General features: G+C 74.1%; 22 protein-coding genes. 11 read left to right on the top strand and 11 right to left on the bottom strand.

Features of this window, described 5'->3' with window-relative positions; all coding sequences use genetic code 11:
• Positions 1–15 precede the first annotated feature (15 nt).
• Positions 16–270, bottom strand: coding sequence for a hypothetical protein (locus tag ACFC1X_RS33610; RefSeq protein WP_376361250.1), 255 nt, complete (start codon positions 268–270; stop codon positions 16–18).
• 184 nt (positions 271–454) lie between these two features.
• Between ACFC1X_RS33610 and ACFC1X_RS33615 the strand changes: the two genes are divergently transcribed.
• Positions 455–820, top strand: coding sequence for an STAS domain-containing protein (locus tag ACFC1X_RS33615; RefSeq protein WP_376361253.1), 366 nt, complete (start codon positions 455–457; stop codon positions 818–820).
• A 6-nt stretch (positions 821–826) separates the two neighbouring features.
• Here the strand turns inward: ACFC1X_RS33615 and ACFC1X_RS33620 are convergent, their stop codons facing one another.
• Positions 827–1255: an ATP-binding protein gene (locus tag ACFC1X_RS33620; RefSeq protein WP_376361256.1), complete on the bottom strand. Its 429-nt coding sequence runs from the start codon at positions 1253–1255 to the stop codon at positions 827–829.
• Between the two features lie 195 nt (positions 1256–1450).
• On the bottom strand, positions 1451–2806 hold the full coding sequence (locus ACFC1X_RS33625) for an endo-1,4-beta-xylanase (protein WP_376361259.1): 1356 nt from the start codon (positions 2804–2806) through the stop codon (positions 1451–1453).
• Between the two features lie 240 nt (positions 2807–3046).
• On the opposite strand from ACFC1X_RS33625, the gene ACFC1X_RS33630 reads away from it, so the two are divergent.
• The 3 genes from ACFC1X_RS33630 to ACFC1X_RS33640 all read left to right on the top strand — a co-directional run bounded on the left by ACFC1X_RS33630 (position 3047) and on the right by ACFC1X_RS33640 (position 9342).
• Positions 3047–5599, top strand: coding sequence for a SpoIIE family protein phosphatase (locus ACFC1X_RS33630; protein WP_376361262.1), 2553 nt, complete (start codon positions 3047–3049; stop codon positions 5597–5599).
• An 88-nt stretch (positions 5600–5687) separates the two neighbouring features.
• A complete protein-coding gene (locus tag ACFC1X_RS33635; protein WP_376361265.1) occupies positions 5688–8435 on the top strand; it encodes a SpoIIE family protein phosphatase in 2748 nt (915 codons plus the stop codon).
• Positions 8436–8499: 64 nt separating this feature from the next.
• Positions 8500–9342: a chitosanase gene (locus ACFC1X_RS33640; protein WP_376361268.1), complete on the top strand. Its 843-nt coding sequence runs from the start codon at positions 8500–8502 to the stop codon at positions 9340–9342.
• Positions 9343–9622: 280 nt separating this feature from the next.
• Here the strand turns inward: ACFC1X_RS33640 and ACFC1X_RS33645 are convergent, their stop codons facing one another.
• Entirely contained in the window at positions 9623–9796 is a 174-nt protein-coding gene (locus ACFC1X_RS33645; protein WP_376361271.1) for a CsbD family protein, read from the bottom strand.
• A gap of 153 nt (positions 9797–9949) precedes the next feature.
• Here ACFC1X_RS33645 and ACFC1X_RS33650 point away from each other — a divergent pair, with 153 nt between their 5' ends.
• Entirely contained in the window at positions 9950–10099 is a 150-nt protein-coding gene (locus tag ACFC1X_RS33650) for a hypothetical protein (RefSeq protein WP_185832574.1), read from the top strand.
• A 26-nt stretch (positions 10100–10125) separates the two neighbouring features.
• Here the strand turns inward: ACFC1X_RS33650 and ACFC1X_RS33655 are convergent, their stop codons facing one another.
• Positions 10126–11595: an MFS transporter gene (locus ACFC1X_RS33655; protein WP_376361275.1), complete on the bottom strand. Its 1470-nt coding sequence runs from the start codon at positions 11593–11595 to the stop codon at positions 10126–10128.
• Between the two features lie 219 nt (positions 11596–11814).
• Between ACFC1X_RS33655 and ACFC1X_RS33660 the strand changes: the two genes are divergently transcribed.
• On the top strand, positions 11815–13179 hold the full coding sequence (locus tag ACFC1X_RS33660) for an FAD-dependent oxidoreductase (RefSeq protein ID WP_376361278.1): 1365 nt from the start codon (positions 11815–11817) through the stop codon (positions 13177–13179).
• Between the two features lie 70 nt (positions 13180–13249).
• Here the strand turns inward: ACFC1X_RS33660 and ACFC1X_RS33665 are convergent, their stop codons facing one another.
• The 4 genes from ACFC1X_RS33665 to ACFC1X_RS33680 are packed head-to-tail and all read right to left on the bottom strand — an operon-like array spanning position 13250 to position 15420.
• A complete protein-coding gene (locus ACFC1X_RS33665; RefSeq protein WP_376361283.1) occupies positions 13250–13624 on the bottom strand; it encodes a hypothetical protein in 375 nt (124 codons plus the stop codon).
• A 40-nt stretch (positions 13625–13664) separates the two neighbouring features.
• Positions 13665–14192 carry a roadblock/LC7 domain-containing protein gene (locus tag ACFC1X_RS33670; protein WP_365641462.1) on the bottom strand — a complete coding sequence of 176 codons (528 nt, stop codon included), beginning with the start codon at positions 14190–14192 and terminating at the stop codon, positions 13665–13667.
• Between the two features lie 38 nt (positions 14193–14230).
• Entirely contained in the window at positions 14231–15019 is a 789-nt protein-coding gene (locus tag ACFC1X_RS33675) for a hypothetical protein (protein WP_376361287.1), read from the bottom strand.
• On the bottom strand, positions 15016–15420 hold the full coding sequence (locus tag ACFC1X_RS33680; protein WP_376361290.1) for a hypothetical protein: 405 nt from the start codon (positions 15418–15420) through the stop codon (positions 15016–15018). Before ACFC1X_RS33680 ends, ACFC1X_RS33675 begins: the two co-directional genes overlap by 4 nt.
• Positions 15421–15778: 358 nt before the next feature.
• On the opposite strand from ACFC1X_RS33680, the gene ACFC1X_RS33685 reads away from it, so the two are divergent.
• The gene (locus ACFC1X_RS33685; RefSeq protein WP_376361293.1) at positions 15779–16849 is read left to right on the top strand and encodes a YihY/virulence factor BrkB family protein; all 1071 of its coding nucleotides are present in this window, start codon (positions 15779–15781) and stop codon (positions 16847–16849) included.
• 14 nt (positions 16850–16863) lie between these two features.
• Here the strand turns inward: ACFC1X_RS33685 and ACFC1X_RS33690 are convergent, their stop codons facing one another.
• Positions 16864–17658, bottom strand: coding sequence for an SDR family NAD(P)-dependent oxidoreductase (locus ACFC1X_RS33690; protein WP_125495754.1), 795 nt, complete (start codon positions 17656–17658; stop codon positions 16864–16866).
• A 194-nt stretch (positions 17659–17852) separates the two neighbouring features.
• On the opposite strand from ACFC1X_RS33690, the gene ACFC1X_RS33695 reads away from it, so the two are divergent.
• From ACFC1X_RS33695 to ACFC1X_RS33710, 4 genes are all read left to right on the top strand, one after another.
• Positions 17853–19043, top strand: coding sequence for a hypothetical protein (locus ACFC1X_RS33695; RefSeq protein ID WP_376361296.1), 1191 nt, complete (start codon positions 17853–17855; stop codon positions 19041–19043).
• Between the two features lie 84 nt (positions 19044–19127).
• On the top strand, positions 19128–19691 hold the full coding sequence (locus ACFC1X_RS33700; RefSeq protein ID WP_376361299.1) for a 2Fe-2S iron-sulfur cluster-binding protein: 564 nt from the start codon (positions 19128–19130) through the stop codon (positions 19689–19691).
• Entirely contained in the window at positions 19688–20680 is a 993-nt protein-coding gene (locus ACFC1X_RS33705) for an FAD binding domain-containing protein (protein WP_376361302.1), read from the top strand. The genes ACFC1X_RS33700 and ACFC1X_RS33705 overlap by 4 nt, the downstream gene beginning before the upstream one ends.
• 26 nt (positions 20681–20706) lie before the next feature.
• Positions 20707–22836, top strand: coding sequence for a xanthine dehydrogenase family protein molybdopterin-binding subunit (locus ACFC1X_RS33710; protein WP_376361305.1), 2130 nt, complete (start codon positions 20707–20709; stop codon positions 22834–22836).
• A 444-nt stretch (positions 22837–23280) separates the two neighbouring features.
• On the opposite strand, the gene ACFC1X_RS33715 is transcribed toward ACFC1X_RS33710, so the two are convergent.
• A complete protein-coding gene (locus ACFC1X_RS33715) occupies positions 23281–24693 on the bottom strand; it encodes a hypothetical protein (RefSeq protein ID WP_376361308.1) in 1413 nt (470 codons plus the stop codon).
• Positions 24694–24815: the final 122 nt, after the last annotated feature.

Below are 24815 nucleotides of genomic sequence, written 5' to 3' on the forward strand. Positions count from 1 at the left end.
CCGCATCGCGCCCGGTCAGGAACCCTGGCCCCCGTCCTGGACGGCCTTGCAGACGTTCGCCTCGATCTTGTGCCGGGACCGGCCTCCCTCCTTGACGTACTCCGACATCGCGGTCCGCGCGTCCCGGTCCAGGTCGCGCCAGGCCCGCACGGCGGTCTCGTACGTGTGGGACTGCCGCGGGGTCCACCGATGCTGCGTGGGAGGCCCGTACGAGTCGCGCAGTTCCTCGACCCGGTGCTGTGCCTGGTCCGCCGCGCGACGCTTGTGCACGAGCTCCTCGAATGTATGAGCCACCACACCTCGACGGTAGTCAGAGGAGCGCCGTCGCGCGCGTCGAAACCGGTGCCGCCGGTCCCGTCGGCCCGGGTCCGCACAAGTGGGCCCCACGGACCGCGAAGAGCCTTAACATCAAGCCACCATGGACGGCCGGGCATATGCGAGAGGTGAGGGCAGCGTGGCGGACATCGAGGGACCGGCAGTACCCGAGCGGCTGCTGATCACCCGTACCACCACGGGCGACGGCGTCAGCATCGTCATCCTCGCCGGAGAGGTCGATCTCGACGGCAGCGGCCAGTTGCGCGACGTCCTGCTGTCCTCGGTGCAGTCGGCACCGGGCACGGTCGTCGACTTCGGCGAGGTGGGCTTCCTGGACTCCAGCGGCATCAACGTGCTCATCTCCGCCCACCGGGAGGCCGAGTCCCGCGGGGTGTGGCTCCGGCTCGCGGCCCCGCGGGACGCCGTCGAGCGGGTGCTGCGGCTCGTGGGCGTCGACGGGCTCATCGCCTGCTTCCCGAGCGTCGAACAGGCGCTGACCGACTGAGGGAGGTCAGGTCAGCGGCAGGCGCGCGTACACCGTCTTCCCCTTCTCGTGCGGCTTGGTGATCACCTCGCCGCACAGGCGGGTCACGATCTCCAGGCCGTGCCGGCCGACCCGCAGGGGGTCGCGGGGCAGGAACGTGGGAAAGGCGTCCCCGGTGTCGGAGACCGCGATCTCCACGCGGTCGTCCACCAGGGTCAGCGCCAGCCGGCAGGGTCCTGGCGCGTGCCGCAGCGCGTTCGTCACCAGTTCGCTGGCGACCAGGCGGGCGGTGTCCAGGAAGGTGTCGGCCAGGTCGACGCCCAGCTCGGCGAGCAGGGTGACGAAGCGGTGCACGACGTCCCGGGAGGCCGGGATCATCGCCGAACCGCCCCTGAACTCCACCACCGTGGACACGTCGGAGGTGTCCGCGGCATCGGGTCCGTGCGCCGGAGTCATACAGAGCCTCACCGTCCGGTCGGGGCCGTGTGGGGGAGCGACGCCCCGGCCCCTCACGATACGCACCGGCGAGGCTTTCACGATCCCTCTGCCCCAACTTCCGCCGGACACGCCCTTTTTCGGACAGGCGCGGCCCGGGTGCGCCGGACCGCCGGGGCCCTCTCGGGCGGCGGGCGGTCCGGCGCGCGGGACCGGTCAGGAGGCGGTGCAGCCGCCGACCGTGGGCGCGGCGCCGCTGCCGTTCTTCGCCACGGTGAATCCGAAGCTGGTCGACGCCCCGGCCGCCAGGGTGCCGTTCCAACTCGGGCGGACCGTCATGACGTTGCCCGTCCAGGTGGGCGTGCCGTTCCAGAGGGACGACACGGACTGCGGCGAGGGCAGGGTGACCGTCGCGGTCCAGGAACTGATCGGCGCGTCGCCCGCGGTGATGGTGACCTGGCCGTTGTAGCCGCTGCTCCAGTCCGCGGTCCTGGTGTAGGCGGCCGTACAACTCGCCGCGGGGTCGCCCGGGTCACCGGGGTCGCCCGGGTCGCCCGAGCCGCCGAGGGCGGTCAGGACGGCGTCGTAGGCGGGCTTCTCCCGGTATTCGCCGTCGAAGAGCAGCGGGGTGCCGCCGCTGCGCCACGAGTACTTGTCGGTGACGCCCCAGACGGTGATGCCGGTGCAGCGGTCGACCGCGAGGCAGGCGTCGACCACCTTGGTGTAGTTGGCGGCCTGGGCCGATCCGGAGCCCTCGATGTCGAGTTCCGTGATCTGCACGTCGACGCCGAGGTCGGCGAAGCGCTGGAGGTTCTGCCGGTAGTCGGCGGGGACCGGGGAGGCGCTGTTGAAGTGGGACTGGAAGCCGACGCAGTCGATGGGCACACCGCGGGACTTGAAGTCCTTCACCATGGCGTAGACGGCATTGCTCTTCGCGTTGACGCCGTCGGTGTTGTAGTCGTTGTAGCAGAGCTTGGCGGCCGGGTCGGCGGCGCGGGCGGTGCGGAACGCCTCCTCGATGAAGCCGTCGCCGAGCCTGTCCTGGAAGGGCGAGCTGCGCCGGGCGCCGCTGCCGCCGTCCTGGAACGCCTCGTTGACGACGTCCCAGCTGTGGATCTCGCCCTTGTAGTGGCCCATCAGGCCGTTGATGTGGCCGTTCATCGCGGTGCGCAGGTCGGCGGCGCCCAGCGCGCCCACCCAGGACGGCAGCTGGGAGTGCCAGACGAGGGTGTGGCCGCGCACGTCCATGCCACGGCTCCGGGCGTGGTCCACGACCCGGTCGGCGGCGGTGAAGGTGAAGGTGCCGCGGCTGGGTTCGGTGGCGTCCCACTTCATCTCGTTCTCGGGCGTCGCCGAGGTGAACTCGCGGTCCAGCGTGGCGGCGTAGTCGGCCTCGCCGAGGTGGTTCGCGGCGACGGCGGCGCCGAAGTAGCGGCCCTGGCCGGCCGCGGCGGACCCGAGTGTGTCGGCGGCGGCTTCGGCTTCGGCGGTGTGGCCCGCGGTCGTCAGCGCGGCCACGGCCACGAGTCCGGCGGCGGCCGTTCTCGCCAGGCATCTCAAAGGCATGGTCATGTCATCCCGGTCCTTGAATCGGTGTGCGGGGGCCGTTCGGAAGGGCGGAGATCATGGATCACGGATCGTCGAAACTTTCGGAATGATTTCCGAATGTCGCGGAGGAGGTTACGGATTCCCGTCCGCGGGGTCAACGCCCGGACGGTCACCCGTGCGGACCGACCACGTGCGCGACCCGGGTGCGGTGGCGCATTCTTGCTGTGTCGCCCCGCGCGGCGGCGCACGGACGAGGTGGGGCCGATGAGTGCAGGCGCCGAGGAAGCGGACCGGACGCCCGGACGGCTGACGGCGCTGCTGATCGACGCCTGCGTCCGGGCGACCGACGCGGCCGGCGGCCGGGTGGGCGGGATCTACCTGGACTCCGGCACGCCCGGTCTGTTGCGGCTCGCTGTGCTCGCCGGACTGCCCGGGCGGTTGTTCCGGCCCTGGTGGCGCCTGCACGCCGACAGCCCGTTCCCGGTCGCCGACGCCTACCGGCTGGGTGTCCGCGTCGTGCTGCCCAACGCCGCGGAGACCATGCGCCGCTACCCGCAGTTCGCGGCCGGCCTGCCGTTCCCGTTCGGGTCGCTGTATGTGCCCGTCGCCGGGGCGCGGCGGACGTACGGGGTCTTGACCGTCCTGCGCCCCGCCGCCTCGGACGCCGCCGAGGTGCTGGAGGGCGCCGACCGGATGGCGGGGCTGGCGCAGGACCTGGGCGCGGCCCTGGAGCGGCTGGACGAGGACAGCGACGCGCCGCCGGTCCTCTGGGAGGGCGAACCGCTGTGCGTCCGGCCGCCCCCCGCCGGACGGCACCCGCAGCACGCCGGAAGCTTCGCCTGGGATCCGGTCACCGGCGCCGTCACCCTCGACGAACCGCTGTGCGTCCTGCTCGGCATGCCGGCGGGCGCCGCCGGACCCACCGCCGCGCTCGGGTCGCTCACCGCCGTCCTGGCCCCCGACGACGGGCACCGGCTCGCCGCGGCCCTGCGGGAGACCGCCGCCGGCCGGCCGCCGCGGCTGCCCCTGTACGTGCGCGCGGCTGACGGGGCGCTGCGCCTGGTCGAGCTGTGGCGGCCGCAGGCGGCCCGGGCCGACGGCGTGACCGTACGGGGAGCGGTCCGCGATCCCTTCGCCGGCACCGTGGCCGACGCCGCCGCCGACCTGCTGCCGGAGGGCGTGTTCTGCGTGGACCGGCTGGGCACGGTCGTCTACGCCAACCCGCGCGCCGCCCAGCTGCTGGGCCGGCCCCGCGCGGGGCTGCTCGGCCGCTCGCTGTGGGAGGCGGTTCCCTGGCTGGACCAGGCCGCCTACGAGGACCATCTGCGCGGTGCGCTGCTCTCCCCCGACCCGGTCCGCTTCCATGTCCGGCGCCCGCCCGACGGCAGCCGCCGCAGCGCCCCGCAGCCCTTCGAGGGCGACTGGCTGGCCGTCTCCGTCTACCCCGGCCCGGACCTCCTGGCGGGCACGCTCCGGCCCGCCAACCGGGTGGCCGACGCGTCGGCCGGCCTCACCCCCGAGCACGGGGTGCCGGAGACGGAGCCCGAGGCCGGCGACCCCGCCCCGCCGATCGCCTCGACGGCGGCCGAGTACCGCCCGATCGTGCTGGCCGTCGCGCTGACCGAGGCGGTCACCGCACGCCAGGTGTCGGCCGTGGTCGTGCGGGAGCTGCTGTCCGCCTTCGGTGGCCGCCGGCTCGCCATCTACCTGCTCCAGGACCGCCACCTCTACCTGGCCTGGGAGACGGGTTTCCCGCCGGGCTTCCTCGCGCCCTTCGAGGGCGTCGCGCTGGACGCCCGGCTGCCCGGCGTCGAAACGCTGACCAGCGGCCGGCCCCTCTTCTTCGACTCCATGCAGGACCTGGCCGCCGCGTACCCGGGCATCCCGCTGGACGCCACGGAGGGTGCCCGCGCCTTCCTGCCGCTGATCGCCTCCGGACGCCCGGTCGGCTCCTGCATCCTCGGCTTCGACCGCGCGCGCGGGTTCAGCACCGAGGAACGCACGGTGCTCACCGCGCTCGCCGGGCTGATCGCCCACGCCATGGAGAAGGCCCGGCGCTACGAGTCCGAGACCGCGCTGGCCCGGGGCCTCCAGGGAGTGCTGCTGCCCCGCCGGCTGCCCGCCCATCCCCTGCTGGAGACCGCCGGACGCTATCTGCCGGGCACCCAGGGCATGGAGGTGGGCGGCGACTGGTACGACGTCGTCGCCTCCGGGGACTGCATGGCCCTGGTCATCGGCGATGTGCAGGGGCACGGCGTGCAGGCCGCGGCCACGATGGGGCAACTGCGCAGCGCCGTGCGCGCCTTCGCCCTCGGCGACCGGCCGCCCGACGAGGTGATGAGCGGCGTCAACCACCTGCTGGCCGACCTGGACCCGGGCCTGTTCGCGAGCTGCTGCTACATCCGGCTCGACCCCGCCACCGGACGGGCCCTCGCCTCCCGCGCGGGCCACCCGCCGCCGCTCCTGCGCCACCCGGACGGGCGCACCGAGGCCCTGGACCTGCCCGGTGGGGTGGTGCTCGGCGTGGACCCCGGGGCGCCCTATCCGCTGACCGAGTTCCGCGTCGAGCCGGGTGCCGTCCTCGCCCTCTACACGGACGGGCTGGTGGAGCGGCCCGGCAGCGACATCGACGACGGCATCACCGCCCTGCGGCTCGCCCTGGCCAGGGCGGGAGCGCCCGCCGCGCGGCCCGGCAGGCGTGCGCTGGCCGGCGTCGCGGACCGGCTCATCGTGACCTCCCGCCACGCGACGGACCGCGCCGACGACATCGCCCTGCTGCTCGCCACCCGCCGTCCCCGCCCCGGGAGCCCCCGATGACCCCACCCACGGCCCCCCGTCCGGCGGACCCCGTCGGCACCGGGGGTGCCCCTCGCCTCACGGAGCCCGGCAGTGTAGACATGGGCACATGGTCCGACTGAGGGGTCGATCGGGAGAACGGTCACCCCGTCGTCCCAGCGGCCCGCTCGCCCGACACCGGAGGGACGCGGACCCGACACGGCGGGGGACGGACGCGGGGCGGCGTCACTCGGCACTGCGCCGGGCGCTGTCCGGACGCAGCGTGGCCGCCCAGGTCTTCGTCATGAACGTGGTCATCGTGCTGCTGCTGGTGGTGGCCGCGGCGGCGGCGCTGGTGCTCCAGGTACGGCACGACACCTCCGTCGAGGCCCGCAACCGGTCCGTCGCGGTGGCCGAGACGTTCGCCAACTCCCCCGGCATCCTCGCGGCGCTGCGCGCCCCCGACCCCACGGCGGTGCTCCAGCCCCGGGCCGAGGCGACCCGCAAGGCGACCGGTGTGGACTTCGTGGTCGTCACCGACACCGACGGCATCCGCTACACCCATCCCAAGCCCGACCGCATCGGCAGGGAGTTCGTGGGGAACACCGCCCCCGCGCTGGCCGGGAAGACGGTGACCGAGGAGATCGAGGGGACCATCGGTCCGCTGGTCCAGGCGATCGTGCCGGTCAAGGCGCCCGACGGCACGGTCGTCGGCCTGGTCTCGGCCGGCATCACCACGGAGAACGTCGGCGGCGCCGCCGAACGGCAGCTGCCGCTGGTGCTGATCGTGGCGGCGGTCGGCCTGGCCGTGGCGACGGCGGGCACGGCGCTCGTCAGCCGGCGGCTCCTGCGCCAGACGCACGGTCTGGGACCGCGCGAGATGACCCGGATGTACGAACACCACGACGCGGTCCTGCACAGCGTCCGCGAAGGCGTGCTCATCGTCGGCCCGAAGGGCAGGCTGCTGCTCGCCAACGACGAGGCCGAGCGCCTGCTCAACCTGCCCGCCGACGCCGAGGGACGGCACGTCCTCGACCTCGGGCTGCCGGCCGACACCGCGGAGCTGCTGGCCTCCGGACGGGTCGCGACCGACGAGGTGCACCGGGTCAAGGACCGGCTGCTGGCGGTCAACCAGCGGCCCACGGACGTCCGGGGCGGCCCGGCGGGCAGCGTCGCCACCCTCCGCGACTCCACGGAGCTGCGGGCCCTGTCCGGCCGCGCCGAGATCGCGCGGGAGCGCCTGGACATGCTGTACGACGCGGGCGTGGGCATCGGCACCAGCCTGGACGTCACGCGCACCGCCGAGGAGCTGGCGGAGCTGGCCGTGCCCCGGTTCGCGGACCACGTCAGCGTGGACCTGTTCGAGGCGGTGCTGGCGGGCGGCCAGCCGGAGGGCGTCACGACACTGCGCCGCACCGCGCTCAGCGGCGTACCCGAGGAGGTCCCGCTGTACCCGGTGGGCCGGCAACTGCGCTACGTGGACTCCTCCCCGCAGGGCCGGACCCTGAACACCGGCACGCCGGTACTGGAGCCCAGCCTCGACGTGGCGCCCGGCTGGCAGGCGCAGGACCTCGAACGCAGCGCGCAGGTCCTGGAGTACGGCATCCACTCGCTGATCACGGTGCCGCTGCGCGCGGGCACGCTGGTGCTCGGGGTGGTCAGTTTCTGGCGGTCCGAGACGCCCGAGCCGTTCGACGAGGACGAACTGGCCCTCGCCGAGGAACTGGTCGCGCGGGCCGCGGTCTCCATCGACAACGCCCGGCGCTACACGCGCGAGCACAGCATGGCGGTGACCCTCCAGCGCAGTCTGCTGCCCCGCCGGATGCCGGAGCAGAACGCCCTGGACGTCGCCTACCGGTACCTGCCCGCGCAGGCCGGGGTGGGCGGCGACTGGTTCGACGTGCTGCCCCTCTCGGGCGCCCGGGTCGCGCTGGTGGTCGGCGACGTCGTCGGGCACGGGCTGCACGCCGCGGCGACCATGGGCCGGCTGCGGACGGCGGTGCACAACTTCAGCGCCCTCGACCTGCCGCCCGACGAACTGCTCGGCCTGCTGGACGAGCTGGTCGGCCGCATCGACCAGGACGAGCAGACCGACGACAGCACCGCCCCGGTCACCGGCGCGACCTGCCTCTACGCGATCTACGACCCGGTCGCCGGGACCTGTGTGATGGCCCGGGCGGGTCACCCGCCACCCGCGCTGATCCGGCCCGACGGCGGCGTGGAGTTCCCCGAGGTGCCCGCCGGTCCCCCGCTGGGGCTGGGCGGCCTGCCGTTCGAGACGACCGAGCTGCGGCTGGCGGAGGGCAGCCGTCTGGTGCTGTACACCGACGGTCTGGTGGAGGACCGGGAGCACGACATCGACGTCGGTCTGGAGCACCTGCGCCAGGCGCTGGAGACGGCCGGCGAGACGCCCGAGGAGACCTGCCGGACCGTCCTGGACGCCCGGCTCCCGGACCGGCCGGGCGATGACATCGCCCTGCTCGTTGCCCGCACCCGCACCCTCGGACCCGACCACGTCGCCGAGTGGCAGGTGCCGTCCGACCCGGCGGCCGTCGGCGAGGTGCGCTCCCAGGTCACCCGGCGGCTCGCCGAGTGGGGGCTCGACGACCTGGCGTTCGCCACGGAGCTGATCCTGAGCGAGCTGGTCACCAACGCGATCCGGTACGGCGGTGAGACCGTCCATGTCCGGATGCTGCGCGACCGCAGTCTGGTCTGCGAGGTGTTCGACAGCAGCAGCACCTCGCCCCACCTGCGCTACGCGGCCATGACGGACGAGGGCGGGCGCGGACTGTTCCTGGTCGCGCAGCTCGCCGAGCGCTGGGGCACCCGCTACACGCCGGCCGGCAAGGTCATCTGGGCGGAGCAGCCGATGCCGTGACCGTGGCGGGCGCCGCCGCCCTCGGTCCGTACCAATTCCGTGCCTGACGGGTGCCCAGCACGCCGTGAGGCACCCCTTCAGCGACCCCGCGCCCCGCGCGGGCCTCTCGCGCCGTACCGTGCTCGCCATGGCATGCGCGTCCGTGGCGACCGTCCCCCTGCTCACCCCCTCGCGGGCCACGGCGGCGTCCGTGCGCGCGGCGGGGCTCGACGACCCGGCGAAGAAGGAGATCGCCATGCAGCTCGTGTCGAGCGCGGAGAACTCCTCGCTCGACTGGAAGGCGCAGTACCAGTACATCGAGGACATCGGCGACGGCCGCGGCTACACCGCGGGCATCATCGGCTTCTGCTCCGGCACCGGCGACATGCTCGACCTGGTGGAGCTGTACAGCGACCGCAGCCCCGGCAATGTGCTCGCCCGCTATCTGCCGGCGCTGCGCCGGGTCGACGGCTCCGACTCGCACGAGGGTCTGGACCCCGGTTACCCCGACGACTGGCGCCGGGCGGCGGGCGATCCCGAGTTCCGCCGCGCGCAGGACGACGAGCGCGACCGCGTCTACTTCGGCCCGGCCGTGCGCCAGGGCAAGGCGGACAGGCTGCGCACGCTGGGTCAGTTCGCGTACTACGACGCGATCGTCATGCACGGCGGCGGCGGTGACCGGCTGAGCTTCGGCAGCATCCGCGAGCGCGCCCTGGGCCGGGCCCGGCCGCCGGCCCAGGGCAGCGACGAGGTCACCTACCTGCACGCCTTCCTCGACGAGCGGGTGTGGGCGATGAAGCAGGAGGAGGCGCACAGCGACACCAGCCGGGTCGACACGGCACAGCGCGTCTTCCTCGACGAGGGCAACCTGGACCTCGACCCGCCGCTGGACTGGAAGGTGTACGGGGACAGCTACCACATCGGCTGAGGCAGGCCGGCCCGTCCCGGGCGGGGCGGCTAGGGCCTGTCTGACCATTCCCGTCGTCGCCCGGAGGGCGGCCTCGCGGCGTCAGGTGCGTGCTCTCGCCGTGCCGGGCGTAGAGCCTCGTACTGGACGTACTTGGCTCTGCGCCCGGTGCGGCGAGAGTGCGTGCATGGCGTCGCGAGGCAGACGGGAATGGTCAGACAGGCCCTAAGCACGACGCGGGCCGCGGAACCGGCCGTATGCCGGACTCCGCGGCCCGCGCCGCAGGGGATGCGCCCCGGTGTCAGTGCCGGAAGGCGTCCTTGCCCTTCTCCTTGGCCTGCCGGGCGTCGCCCTTGGACTGCTCGGCGCGGCCTTCGGCCGTCATCTTCTCGTTGCCGACGGCCCGGCCGACCGCTTCCTTGGCCTTTCCCTTGGCCTGCTCCATCTTGGCCTTGGACTTCTGGTTGCCGGCCACAGTGCCTCACCTCTCGGCGTTCGTGTGCGATGGTCTGCCCTGCGGGTGCCCACTGGGGCGGCGCCAAACGTGCCCGGCGGCGGCAGGGGTGTTCGCGGGTCCCCGGGGTAGAGGACGGACAGAGCAGGACCGTCGTCGACTCGGAGGAACGTCATGGCCGGAATTCTGGACCGGATCAAGCGGTTCGCGCGCAGCCCGCAGGGGCGCAGGGCGACCGAGCAGGTGCGCCGCGCGGCCGCGGACCCGCGCCGCCGCGCGCAGGCCCAGCAGATGCTGCGGAGGTTCGGCAGCAAGCGGCGCTGACCGCGTCCGCCCGAGGGGCGGTCCGGTCAGCCCTGGCCGGCGTGGGTGTGGCTGTGGGACGTCTCGGGCGGGCAGCCCCGCTCGTCGCCCGGGCGGTCCCGGCGCCAGTCGCGGACGGCGACGGTCAGCGCGCACAGCATCGCGGCGACGCCGCACCCCACCGACAGGGCCACCGCCTCCTGGTAGTCCTCGTGGGTGGCGTTGAGCGTCAGGTAGAACAGGCCGGGAAGCGCGGCGGTGCCCACGGCTCCGCCGAGCCGCTGCCCCGTCTGGAGGGCGCCTCCCGCGGCACCGGCCATCCGCACGGGGACGTCGCGCAGCGTCATCGTGATGTTCGGCGAGATCACACAGCCGCTGCCGAGACCGCCGAGCAACAGGGCCGGCACCGCGAACCAGGCGGCCCGGTCCGGGGGCGCGAGCCAGAGGAGCAGGGCGGTGGTGCCCAGGCCCGTCATGACGGCGACGAGTCCCCAGACCGTCAGCAGCCTGCCCAGCCGCTCGACCAGCCGGCCCGCCACGGCCGCGGCGGCGGCCGATCCCACGGCGAACGGGGTGACCGCCAGGCCGGACATCAGGGGCGAGTAGCCCAGGCCGTTCTGGAAGAAGAGCGCGAACACCAGCCACACTCCGCTGAACCCGACGAAGTACAGGGCGGCCAGGCCCGCGCCGGTGGCGTAGCCGCGGGTCTCGGTGAGCAGGCCAGGTTCCAGCAGCGGCTGCCCGCCGCGACGGGCGATCCGGCGCTCCCACCGCGCGAAGGCGACCAGGACGGCGGCTCCCGCCGGGAACAGCCACCACGCCCTGGTCAGGCCGCCCGACTCGGCGAGGACCAGCGGCAGCATCAGGGCGAGGATCCCGGTACCGAGGAGCGCCACGCCCACCGGGTCCAGCCGTCCGGGGCCGCCCGGAGCCACCCGGGGCAGCAGGCGGAAGCCGAGCACCAGCGCGACCACGCCGACCGGCACGTTCACGTAGAAGATCCACCGCCAGCCCTCGGGGCCGGCCAGGGCCAGGATCACCCCGCCGACGATCGGTCCCACGGCGCTGGAGACGCCGACGGTGGCGCCGAAGAGTCCGAAGGCGCGTCCGCGTTCCGCGCCCCGGAAGAGCTGCTGGATCAGCGCCGAGTTCTGCGGTGCGAGACTGCCCGCGGCGATCCCCTGGAAGATCCGGGCGAGCACCAGCAGCCCGATGCCCGGCGCGGCTCCGGCGGCGGCACTGAAGAGCACGAAGGCGGCGAGGGCGGCCAGGAAGACGCGGCGCCTGCCGAACGCGTCGCCGATCCGGCCGGCCGTGACCAGGGTCAGGGCGAAGGCGAGCGCGTAGCCGGAGACGACCCATTGCACAGCCGCCGCCGACGCGTGCAGCCCCTGTTGCATGGACGGCAGGGCGACGGCGACGATCGTCACGTCCAGGAGCGTCATGAAACCGGCGACCAGCGTGACCCAGAGGGCTCGCCACCGGTTCGGATCGGAGCTGTCGTCCGGACGCTGCACGCGGGCTCCCCTCGTGAGGCGGCACGGGGCGCGATCACCCCGCGCCCCACGCATGCGTCACCCGTGACGAGGGGTTCAAACCCGACCGCAAAGCCCGGCCATGAGATCCCATAAGCTGCTCTTATGGCCTCATAGACCGGACCCGCGTACCGACTTAGGCTTGCCTTAGCTTAGGCTTCCCCGAGAGTCGATCTGTTACCGCTCGAAGGGAACCTGAACATGCCCCGCCCTCTGCGGGTAGCCATCGTCGGATCCGGCCCCGCCGGCATCTACGCGGCCGACGCCCTGCTCAAGTCCGAGGTGGCCGCCGACCCCGGCGTTTCCATCGACATCTTCGAGCGCATGCCCGCCCCGTTCGGACTCATCCGCTACGGCGTCGCGCCCGACCACCCGCGGATCAAGGGCATCATCACCGCCCTGCACCAGGTGCTCGACAAGCCGCAGATCCGTCTCTTCGGCAACGTGAACTACCCGACCGACGTCAGCCTGGACGATCTGCGCGCCTTCTACGACGGTGTGATCTTCGCCACGGGCGCCACGGCCGACCGTGACCTGCCGGTCCCCGGCCACGACCTCGACGGCTCCTACGGCGCCGCCGACTTCGTCGCCTGGTACGACGGCCACCCCGACTACCCGCGCACCTGGCCGCTGGAGGCCGAGAAGGTCGCCGTCCTCGGTGTCGGCAACGTGGCCCTGGACATCGCGCGCGTCCTCGCGAAGACCGCGGACGAGCTGCTGCCGACCGAGATCCCGTCGAACGTGTACGAGGGCCTCAAGGCCAACAAGGCGCTGGAGGTCCACGTCTTCGGCCGCCGCGGCCCGGCGCAGGCGAAGTTCAGCCCGATGGAGCTGCGGGAGCTGGACCACTCCCCCAACATCGAGGTCATCGTCGACCCCGAGGACATCGACTACGACGACGGCTCGATCGCGACCCGGCGCGGCAACAAGCAGGCCGACATGGTCGCCAAGACCCTGGAGAACTGGGCGATCCGCGACGTCGGCGACCGGCCGCACAAGCTGTTCCTGCACTTCTTCGAGTCGCCCTCCGAGATCCTCGGCGAGGACGGCAAGGTGGTCGGCCTGCGCACCGAGCGCACCGCGCTGGACGGTACCGGCAACGTCAAGGGCACCGGCGAGTTCAAGGACTGGGACGTCCAGGCGGTCTACCGGGCGGTGGGCTACCTGTCCGACCAGCTGCCCAAGCTGCCCTGGGACATCGACTCGGGCACGGTCCCGGACCAGGGCGGCCGGGTCGTCCAGGAGTCCGGCGAGCACCTGCAGTCGACGTACGTCACCGGCTGGATCCGGCGCGGCCCGGTCGGCCTCATCGGCCACACCAAGGGCGACGCCAACGAGACGGTGTCCAACCTGCTGGACGACTACAGGAACGGCCGTCTCCAGACGCCCGTCTCGCCCGCTCCGGAGGCCGTGGACGCCTTCCTGGCCGAGCGGAACGTCCGCTTCACCACCTGGGACGGCTGGTACCGCCTCGACGCCGCGGAGAAGGCGCTGGGTGTGCCGTTCGGGCGGGAGCGCGTGAAGCTCGTCGAGCGCGAGGACATGCTCCGCGAGAGCGGCGCCTGACCGTCGTACCCGGGCCGCTCAGGTCCGGTGGCCGGGCCCGGCGGGGAGTCTCCCGCCGGGCCCGCGGCCGTCAGACCTCCAGCTCGTTCTCGATCCGGCGCAGTTGGTGGCGGGCCATCGCGAGGTTCGCGCGGCTCGCGTCCAGCACCAGGTACAGGAACAGCCCGTTGCCGCCGCGCCCCCTGATCAGACGGATCATGTGGTACTGCGTGTTCAGGGTGATCAGGATGTCCTCGATCTCCTCCTTCAGGCCGAGGTGTTCCATGGTGCGCAGTTTGGCCCGTACGACGTCGGTGTTGCCTGCGGCGGCGACCTCCAGGTTGAACTCCTTGGTCCCGCCCAGCGTGCCGAGCGCCATGCCGCTGGTGTAGTCGACCAGCGCGGCGGCGGACGCTCCGTCGATGGAGCTGAGGCATTCCTTGAGCGAGGTCTCCAGGTTGGCCATGGTGGTTCCTTTCCGGACGTGATCGGTACGCGATCGGTGGTCAGGTCGGCCGGCGGTGGCCGCCGGCCTGGGGGGTCGGTCGGTGTGCGGGGCGCTGCGGGGTGCGCACCGGCAGGGTGCCGATGGGCCGGGCGGTGTCCGCGGCGGGCGTCGGGGCGGGTTCCGCGGCGGCGGGGGCGCGGCCGCGGTCATGGCCGATGTGGGCGGCGACCAGCTCCCCGATGCGGGCGCCGCTGCGCCGGCCCTCCAGGTGCAGCCGGCCCACGTTGACCCGGCCGTCGGCGAGCAGGGTGAGCACGGCGGCGGGACCGGCCGCGTAGGTGGCGACATAGCCGTCGGCCCCGCGCAGCAGCAGTTCGCGGAAGCCGCCGCGCGAGGTGGCCTCGGCCATGCGGTGCGCGACGCCGAGGGCGGCGGCGGTGAGCGCGGCGAGGCCCTCGGGTTCGGTGCCGGGCGCGTCGTGGGCGAGGACCAGTCCGTCCACGGTGGCCGCGAGTGACCCGGTCAGCTGGGGCACGCGGTTGCGCAGTCGGTGCAGTTCGTCCAGGACGTCGCTCTCGACGGCCATGAGCAGTCTCCTTTCGGCACGCTGACGGCGCGCGCGGATCACAGGGCCTCCAGGGCGTGTCGGAGCCGTCGCAGCAGGGCGGTGTCCGGGTCGTCCCACACGGTGCCGCCGGGGTCGGGTCCCGGTGCGAGGGGCGGGGCGGCGGGCGGCGGGGCGGCGGCGACGAGGCCGTCGGCGGCCAGGCGGCGCAGTTCGACGAGGGTGTGGTACGTGCGGCAGGCGAGCGACGAGGCGATCTGCGCGGCGGTGCGCACGCCGTCGACCTGCGTCAGGGTCCGGCCGCGCCGCACCGGCAGGCCGGCCCGCCCGGCGCCCGGCACCCGGGTCAGCGGGACGGTGTCGATGGCGGGGTCCGGCCAGATGCGGTCCAGCAGGGCGCGCCGGCGTCCGGACTCGCGGACGACCGCGTCGACCGGCACGGAGCGGACCGCGCCGAGCCAGTGCACCGCGCCGGGCCGGAAGCGGTGGGCGCGCGTGTCGTGGGCGAGGACGAAGTACGCGGCGTCGAACAGCGCGCCCAGGTGGCAGACCTCCAGCGCGCCGGCCGAGAGCCGTCCGCTGTCCACGAGCCGGTGTCCCACCCGGTGTTGGGCTCCGCCCCGGTCGACCGCGTCCCACCAGCCGTCGGAGGGGACGGCGCCACTGCGGGTGAGCAGCGCGCCGAGGTCCGGGGTGAAGGCCGACTCGACGTGCACGACCCGGCCGGCCGAGAGGTAGACGATGCCCCGCTCGCCCGAGAGCGCGCCGGTCGCCCCCTCGGCGGCGAGCGCGCCGAGGGCGGCCGACGTCGTCTCCTGCGTGGCCCAGGTGGTGGTCACTCTGGTCATCCGAGCACCAGGCGGTCCGCCATCTCCGACAGCCGGATGCGGGCCAGGGCGAGGTTTCCGTCGTCGCGGCCCAGCCAGAGGTGGAGGAAGACGGTGCTGTCGAAGGGGGTGCTGACGAACCGGAGCAGGTGGTAGGCGTCGGCGGTGGTGGCGATCAGGTCCTCCACCGGGGGCGCCTTCCCCGGGTCGACGGCGGGACCGGTCCCGCCGGCCGCCAGGGAGCCGCTCTCGGCGACGTGCCGGGCCAGTTCGGCGGTCTCGGCCGCCGTCGCCTCCCAGTCGCCGCCCGGTGCCTCGCCGACGGCGCCCAGGGCGAGCCCGCTGATCCAGTCGACCAGCGACGCGCCCCGCGCGCCGGGCAGTCGCATGGCTTCCAGCAGACTCTCGTCGATTCCGGGCACGCCGGATCCCCTCCCCCTGCACGGCTGTACCGCGAACGTGACGCAGAGACTACGGAAAGTGCACGCATCTGGTGAGCGCTTTGGCATTTTCCAGGGGAACGTGCGCGCGCTCCGGCATACTGCGGTATTTCGGCCCCGACGGGGGCCGGTCGGTGCGTGCCGGCGAGGGTTTGGCGCGGGCAGGCCCGCCCCGATGCGGATGGTGGGCGGACCTGCCCGCGGGGCCCATTGTGGGGACGTCGGAGCCGTGCCGGCCACGGGTGAACCGCCGCCGTCCCGGGTGCCCGCCGCACACCCGGCGCGCGTCGGTCCGCACCCGAGGGGCGTGCCCCGGCCGGGACGGGCAACCCGAACCCCCATGGCCCGACTGCACCTTCCCCACAGCCGTAAGCACCCCAAGGACGACCGAGCGGACGAGACGCCGGACGAGGCGGCGCCCGAGGACTACGGTCCGGACGCCTCCACCGAGCGCGCCGCCCCCGACTCCCCGACCGAACTGCCGGGGCGCTCCTGGACCGCGCTGCTGCGGCGGGTGGTCGCCGAGTTCCAGGAGGACGAACTCACGGACCGCGCCGCGGCCTTGACCTACTACGGCGTGCTCTCCATGTTCCCGGCCCTGCTGGTGCTGGTCTCGCTGCTCGGCGTCGCCGGGCCCTCCGCCACCCAGGAGGTCCTGGAGAACATCCAGCAGCTGACGCCCGGTTCGGTGCGGGACATCGTCACCGACGCGGTGGAGCAGTTGCAGGCCAGGGCGGGGCTCGGCTCCGTGCTGGCGGTGGCCGGACTGGTGGGCGCCGTCTGGTCGGCGTCCGGCTACGTGGCCGCCTTCATCCGCGCGGCGAACGCGGTCTACGACGTGCCCGAGGGGCGCCCGATGTGGAAGGTGCTGCCGCTGCGGGTGGCCCTGACCGTGGTGCTGCTGGTGCTGGCCGTGGTCAGCGCGCTCATCGTCGTGTTCACCGGCGGTCTGGCCCAGCAGGTGGGCACCGCGCTCGGCATCGGCGACACCGCGCTGACGGTGTGGTCCCTCGCCAAGTGGCCGGTGCTGGTCCTGCTCGTCACCTTCATGATCGCGATTCTGTACTGGGCCACGCCGAACGCCCGGGTCAAGGGCTTCAAGTGGGTCTCCCTCGGCAGCGTGGTCGCGCTGCTGATCTGGCTGGCCGCCTCCGCCGGGTTCGCCTTCTACGTGGCCAACTTCGGTTCGTACAACAAGACGTACGGCACCCTGGCCGGTGTCATCGTCTTCCTGGTCTGGCTGTGGGTGACGAACCTGGCCATCCTGCTGGGCCTGGAGTTCGACGCCGAACTGGCCCGGCAGCGGGTCATCGACGGCGGCCACCCGCCCGAGGAGGAGCCCTACGTGGAGCCGCGCGACACCAGGGCCTGGGACGACACGGACCATCGACAGGCGGCTCCGGGACAGTGAGTCGGCGCGGCTCCCTAGGGAAGGATCGAGTCGACGTAGCCGCCGTCGACGCGGACGGCGGCGCCCGTGGTGGCGGAGGCCAGCGGGGAGCTGAGGTACACCACGAGGTTGGCGATCTCCTCCGGTTCGATCAGCCGCTGGAGCAGGGACTGCGGGCGGTGCTCGCGCATGAAGACGCGCTGCGCCTCGTCCCAGGGCAGTTCCCGGTCGACCAGTTGGTAGACGAAGTCCTCGACGCCCTCGGTGTGGGTGGGGCCCGCGATGACGCAGTTCACCGTGACGCCGCTGCCCGCGGCCTCCTTGGCGAAGCCGCGGCCGACCCCGAGCAGGGCCGTCTTGGAGACGCCGTAGTGGATCATCTCGGCGGGGACGACGACGGCCGAGTCACTCGCGATGTACAGCACCCGGCCCCAGCCCCGTTCCCTCATCCGGGGGAGGTGGGCCCGCGTCAGCCTGACGCCCGCGAGGACGTTGATCTCGAAGTAGCGCCGCCACTCGTCGTCGCTGATCTCCAGCGCGGGCACGGCACCGAAGACACCGAGGTTGTTCACCAGGATGTCGACGTCGGGCATCGCCTCCATGGCCAGCGCGGCGCCCTCCTCGGTGCCGAGGTCGGCCACGACCGGCACGAACACGCCGTCCGGCACCTCGGCCCGCAATTTCGCGACGCCCTCCTCCAAGCGGCCCGCGTCGCGCCCGTTGACGCCCACGGTGGCCCCGGCCCGGGCCAGGCCGGCGGCGATCGCGGCGCCGATGCCCTGCGAGGATCCGGTCACCAGTGCGGTTCGTCCGCCGAGGTCGAGGTTCATCGGGTCGCTCCTTGTCGTGCCGTACGGTCGGTCGCGGTACTCCTGCCCACCCTCGCCCACCACCCACCCCCGCCGCACCGGCCGCACCCCGCACCACGCCGCGGCCCGCCCGGTCGGCGGACCCCCGGATACTCTCCGCCGACCTGCGGCGTCGATACTTGCCTACGTCCGTGTCCCTGCTGCCCGATGGACCCATGCCACCCTCTCCCAGCGCCCGCCCCACGACTCCGCCCACGCTGTGGGCCGCCCGTGGCCGCCACGTCGGCTCCGCCGCCGAGGACACCGTCCGGCACACGCTGGAGCGGCTGAAGAAGGATCTCGTCCTCGACGACTTCCTGGAGCCTCCCGACGAGACGCCGGCCGACGGGCTGCCCGGCCGCCGTGTCTTCGAGGCGCGCTGGAAGGTTCCCGAGGCCGTGACCGTACGGGCCAGGCTGATCCTGGAGCCCGGCTCGGCGGGGGGTCAGGAGTGGACGCTGCTGGCCGAGGCGGAGGAGGCCTGGGACCCCGAGTGGCCCTCCCCCGCCACCATGTTCTGGCCCGACGATCCGGACGTCACGTGGGACCGGGACGCCGCCACGGGACTGCGGCTGCGGGGCATCAACGCGCTGCCGGACGACGACAAGGCCGTACGGCGGCTGATCAAGGAGTCCGGGCGCAGCCCCTGGAACATCCACGTCGTGGTGCACGAGGCGATGACCACCGACCACCGCGGCCGGGTGCCGCTGGCCCGGCGGCTGCCGCCAGGGCTGCGGCACCGGGTGGTCGAGCACCGCGCCGCGCCGCAGCAGCTGCGGGTCGTGAACTGGGCGCTGGAGGACTTCGGCGTCCAGGTGCCGCGCGGCGGCGCCGTGGTGCTGCCCGGCACCCCGGCACCGGCCGACTACGACGCCGACGCGTTCTCCGTCCGCACGGTCTTCCTGGACGGTTCCGAGCCGACCGGGCTGATCAAGGCGGTGACGTCCTTCGACGCCCTGGACAGGCCGCTGCCCGACGACGCGGTGGCGGACCTCGCCTCGCTGCGGGAGGAGTGGCGGCTGCTGACCCTCCAGGAGGAGCTGGAGCGCGAGCGCAGGCTGGTGGCCATGTACGCCGAGGCGCTGGAGGCCATGACGCAGTCCCGGGACCTGTACCGGGAGGCGGCCGAACGCGCGGCCGAGGCGCTGGCCGGGTACCGGGAGTCCGCCGGGGCGGTTCCGGCCGCGCCGCCGCCCGCCGAGGCCTCTCCGGCGTCCCCGCTGCGGGGACTGACCCGCACGCTGGAGCGGTTCAGGGGCGCCGCCCGTCCCCCACGGCCGCAATCGCGGCCGGAGACGGGACCGGACACACCGCCCGGGACGGAGAGCCCGGAGACGTCCCGCCCACCGGGCGGGACCACCGACTGAGGGCACCCTCACGTGTCATCCGGCGTCAGGTGGATACGCGGACGGCCACAGCAGCAGGGCCCGTCCCGGAAGGTCATCGACGCCATGGACAGCCAGCACGAGAGCGCCCCCGCCTCCCGCCCCCCGGAGTCCGCCCGCTCGCAGACCACGCTCCGGGTCAACGGGAAACCGCACACCCTCATCGTCGACCACCGCCGCGTCCTGCTGGACCTCCTGCGGGAGGATCTGGGGCTCACGGGCGCCAAGAAGGGCTGCGACCACGGGCAGTGCGGCGCCTGCACGGTCCTGGTGGACGGACGGCGCATGAACGGCTGCCTGCTCCTCGCGGTCGCCCTGGACGGCTGCGAGATCACCACCATCGAGGGCCTCGCGGGGGACGGCGAGGAGCTGCACCCGATGCAGCGGGCCTTCCTGGACCGCGACGCCTACCAGTGCGGGTACTGCACCCCGGGCCAGATCTGCTCGGCGGTCGGCGTGCTCGCCGAGGCCGCGGCCGGGCACCCGTCCCACGTCACCGACCCGGCGACGCCCTCCGGGGAGCCCGTCGCGCTGGGCCGGGAGGAGATCCGGGAGCGGATGAGCGGCAACCTGTGCCGCTGCGGGGCGTATCCGCGGATCGCCGACGCGGTCGAGGACGTGATCCCGTGAAGCCCTTCGCCTACGTACGCGCCGACAGCGTCGACGAGGCCACCGACGCGTTCGCGGCCCACCCCGGCGCCCGCTACCTCGGCGGCGGCACCAACCTCGTGGACCTGATGAAGCTCGGTGTGGAGACGCCCACCGCCCTCGTCGACGTCACCCGGCTGCCGCTGGACACGGTGGAGGAGCTGCCCGACGGCGCGCTGCGGGTCGGCGCGACGGTCCGCAACAGCGACCTCGCCGCCCACCCCGTCGTCCGCGACCGCTACCCCGCGCTGTCCCAGGCGCTGCTGGCGGGCGCCTCGGGGCAGTTGCGCAACGCCGCCACCACAGGTGGCAACCTGCTCCAGCGCACCCGCTGCCCGTATTTCCAGGACCCCTCCAAGCCCTGCAACAAGAGGGAGCCCGGCACCGGGTGCGGCGCCCTGGAGGGGGTGCACCGCGACCACGCGGTGCTGGGCCACTCCGACCAGTGCATCGCCACCAACCCGTCGGACATGGCGGTGGCGCTGGCCGCCCTCGACGCGCGCGTGGAGCTGACCGGCCCCGAGGGCACCCGGAGCGTGCCCGCCGCCGACTTCCACCGGCTGCCGGGCATGCACCCGGAGCGGGACACGGAGATCCGCCCCGGCGAGCTGATCACCGGCGTGGTCCTGCCCACCGCCACGGGCGGTCTGCCCTCGGCGTACCGCAAGGCCCGCGACCGGGCGTCGTACGCCTTCGCGCTGGCCTCCGTCGCCGCCGTGCTGCACATCGACGACGGGGTGGTGGTGCGGGCCGGGATCGCCTTCGGGGCGCTGGCCCACCGGCCCTGGCGCGCGCGGCGGGCCGAGGACGCGCTGACCGGCGCCGCGCCCACGACGGCGGCCTTCGAGCACGCCGTCGACCTGGAGCTGGCCGCCGCCGAGCCGTTGCGGGACAACGCCTACAAGGTGCCGCTGGCCCGCCGGCTCGCCCTCGACGTACTGGGCCGGCTCGCCCCGCCTGCCACGACCTGAACCCGGCGTCCCACTAGGAGAACCCCATGACCGCCACCGAGACCGTCCTGGGCGCTCCGGCGGAGCGCCGGGAGGGGCGGGAGAAGGTCACCGGCACCGCCCGGTACGCCGCCGAGTACGACTCCCCGGGCCGCGCCCAGGCCTGGCCCGTACCGGCGACGGTCGCCCGGGGCCGGGTGACCGCCGTCGACACCGCCCCCGCGCTCGCGCTGCCCGGCGTGCTCGCGGTGCTCACCCACGAGAACGCGCCCCGCCTCGGCGACCCCGACGACCCCGTACTGGCCGTGCTCCAGAGCCCGCGGGTGCCGCACCGGGGCTGGTTCGTGGGCCTGGTGGTGGCCGAGACACTGGAGGCGGCCCGTGCGGGTGCCGCCGCCGTCCGCGTCACGTACGAGACGGAGGGCCACGACGTCACGCTCACCGCCTCGCACCCGGAGGCGTACGTCCCCGAGACGGCCAACGGCGGGTACCCGGCCGTCACCGAACTCGGCGACCCGGACGGTGCCTTCGCCTCCTCGGCGACCCGGCTCGACGTCGGGTACCGGGTGCCGCCGCTGCACAACCACCCGATGGAACCGCACGCCAGTACGGCGCGGTGGGACGGCGACCGGCTGACGGTGTACTCCTCCAGCCAGGGCACCTCCGCCGTACGCGCCGAACTCGCGCGGATGTTCGACATGCCGGAGGACCGGATCACGGTGCGCTCGGAGCACGTGGGCGGCGGCTTCGGGTCGAAGGGCACGCCGCGCCCCGACGTGGTGCTCGCCGCGATGGCGGCGCGGGAGACCGGCCGTGCGGTGACCGTCGCGCTGCCGCGCCGCTACCTGGCCGCGGTCGTCGGGCACCGCGCGCCGACCCTGCACCGGCTGCGGCTCGGCGCCGACGCCGACGGCCGGCTGACTTCCCTGGTGCACGAGGTGACCACGCACACCTCGCGGGTGAAGGAGTTCGTCGAGCAGGCGGCGGTGCCCGCGCGCGTGATGTACGCCGCTCCGACGATGCGCACGCTCCACCGGGTGGCGTCGCTGGACGTGCCCACGCCGTCGTGGATGCGCGCGCCCGGCGAGTGTCCCGGCATGTACGCGCTCGAGTCCGCCATGGACGAGCTGGCCGTCGAACTCGGCGTCGACCCCGTGGAGCTGAGGATCCGCAACGAACCGGAGACCGAGCCCGAGAGCGGAAAGCCCTTCAGCAGCCGGAGTCTGGTGGAGTGTCTGCGCGACGGCGCGCGCCGCTTCGGCTGGGAAGGGCGCGACCCGCGTCCGCGTTCCCGCACGGCCGGTCCCCTGCTGATCGGCAGCGGGGTGGCCTCGGCCACCTATCCGGTCCTGGTGGGACCCGGCGTGGCCTCGGCGCGGGCGCTGCCCGGGGGCGACTTCCTGGTCCGGGTCAACGCCACCGACATCGGCACGGGCGCCCGGACGGTGCTCGCGCAGATCGCGGCCGACGCCCTCGGCGCCCCGCTGGACGGGGTCCGGGTGGAGATCGCCGACAGCGACATCGGCTTCGGCTCGGTGGCCGGCGGTTCCTCGGGCACCGCGTCCTGGGGGTCGGCGGTGCACGAGGCGTGTGTCCGGCTGACCGGTCTGCTGGCCGGGCGCACGGAGCCGCTGCCCGAGGAGGGCCTGGTGGCCGAGGCCGACACCTCGGGCACGGTCGACGCCGAGAGCGCGTACGCCCGGCACGCGTTCGGCGCGCACTTCGCGGAGGTCGCCGTCGACACGGTCTCCGGCGAGGTACGGGTGACGCGGCTGCTCGGCGTCTTCGCCGCGGGGCGCGTCCTCAACGCCCGCACGGCCCGCTCCCAGTTCATCGGGGGCATGACGATGGGCCTGGGCATGGCGCTGACCGAGGACAGCACGATGGACCCGGCGTTCGGCGACTTCACCCAGTCCGACCTGGCCGCCTACCACGTACCCGCGCACGCGGACGTCGTGGCCCCGGAGGCGTACTGGGTCGACGAGGCCGACGACCACCTCAACCCCATGGGCAGCAAGGGCATCGGCGAGATCGGCATCGTCGGCACGGCCGCGGCCATCGGCAACGCCGTCCACCACGCCACCGGCATCCGCTTCCGCGAACTCCCCCTCACCCCGGACCGGGTACTCACCGCCCTCCTCGAACACGAGCACCCGGCGGGCATGCTGGGGGTGTGAACACGGCACCTCGGGCACGGGCCACGTGGTCCTGACGCCCGGCGCGACGATCCGGTCCGCCGCCGCGCAGGAGTCCTGCGAGGCCACCCGCGGGCGGGGAGCCGGAAGCTCCTCCGGGCGCGCAACACGAGGTGGACGGGGTCAGTCCGCGGCGCTCGCGCCAGTGATCCGGCGGGCTGGCCCGCGCGGGCCGGGCGGTGTCCTGCGACGCTACCCGCACGCGGAGGGGGCTGAGCACGGCACGCGGTCCGGACCGGAAGCTCCTCCCGGCGCGGAACACGAAGTGGACGAGGTCAATCTGCGGCGCTCGCCGCAGCAACCCGGCGGGCCGACCCGCGCCGCCGGGCGGCGTCCCGTCAGGCAACCCGCACGCGGACGGGGCTGCGCACCGCACCCGGTCCGCGCCGGAAGCTCCCCCCGGCACGGACCACAAAGTGGGCGGGGTCAGTCCGCGGCGCTCGTCGCGGTGATCCGGCGGACCGGACCGCGCCGTCGGGCGGTGTCCTGTGAGGCCACCCGCACGCACAGGGCGGTGAGTGCGACGAGCGCGGCCGTCACGGCGACCGTCACGGCGACCCAGGTGGGGGCCAGCGTCAGGTCCGCGGCCCGGGAGACCGGGGACGACGGGGTCGCGCTGCCGTAGAGCTTGGCCGCGGCCAGTGCCGCCGGTCCCACGACCGCCGCGGCGAGCAGCGCCACGGCGGGCCGCACGGTCAGCAGCAGGGCCAGCACCAGGCAGAGCGCCGACAGGCCGAGGGCGACGCCGTAGGCGCGGGCCGAGGCATCGGCGCGGTGCAGGGGGAAGAAGGCCACGCCGCAGCCGGCCAGGACGGCGACGGTGAGCCAGGCGGGCCAGGCCGGGCCGCGGGAGGACCGGCGGGCGGCGCGGTCGTCGCCGCGGGCGCGGTCCCGGCGGACCGGGCGCGGTGGCCTGCGGCGTTCCCGGCCGCGGCGGGCCGCCGCGCCGAAGACGCGGGGCCGTCGTGCCGGACGGTCGGCGGGCGCCCGCCCGTGGCCCTCGCGGCCGTCGTCCTCGTCGTTCGCGTCCTGGGCCGCCCGCAACTGCCGTGCGTCGGGCCGCTCAGGGCGTTCGTGTCCGTCCTCCGCGAGCCGGCCGATCAGATCGACCAGTTCCTCGACAGGCCGGCCGGTGGCGGCGGCCCGTACGGCCTCCCGGCCGCAGTGCGGCTCCAGGGGCGTGCGGTGCAGCAGTGCCATCAGCCGGGTCACGTCCTCCACCGAGCGGCATTCGGCGGCGGCCCGGATCGCCTCGTCGGCGCTGTCCGGGTGGCGCGGCGGCCGGGTCAGCAGGCCGACCAGCCGGGTCACGTCCTCCACCGACCGGTTGACGCCGACCGCGCGGAGCGCGTCGACCGTGGCCTGCGCGTACTGCGGGGACCGCTCCAGCATGGTGATCAGGTCGACGACCTCGTCCAGCGGACGGTCGGCCACGGCGGCGCGCACGAGGTCGCCGACGGGGTCGCCGTAGGCGCGCTCCTCCGTGCCGTCGGCGTCGCGTTCGTGGCGGCCGGCCGCGCGGGGGCCGGACTCGTGGCGGCCGGACCCGGGGTGGTCGGGGTCGAGGAGGTCGTCGTCGAGCACGTCGTCGTCGAGCAGGTCGGAGTCGGGGAAGTCGGGCTCAGGGCGGTCGGTGCCGTCGTCGCGCGGGTCGTCGAGGTCGGATTCCCAGACGTCCGCGTACCGGACGTCCGCTTCCCGGACGGGGGAGTTCCGGGCACCGGGAGCCCCGCCGGGTGGACGCGTCGTGCCCGTGCCCGTCGTCGTCTCCCCGGTCGGCAGGTCCAGGGCGGATATGGCGTATTCGGGCGAACGGGGTGATGAAGAGCCGGTGGTCATGGTCCCTCCGTCTGGTGGGGGTGCGGCCGCCCTGCGTCCCCGACATGCGACTCGCGCTGTGTGCTGCCATTACTAGGCACGTCCGGCGCGCGCTGCCACTCCGGGTGGGCCACAGGGATGAG

This window comes from Streptomyces sp. NPDC056128 (assembly GCF_042263835.1).
Classification (GTDB): domain Bacteria; phylum Actinomycetota; class Actinomycetes; order Streptomycetales; family Streptomycetaceae; genus Streptomyces.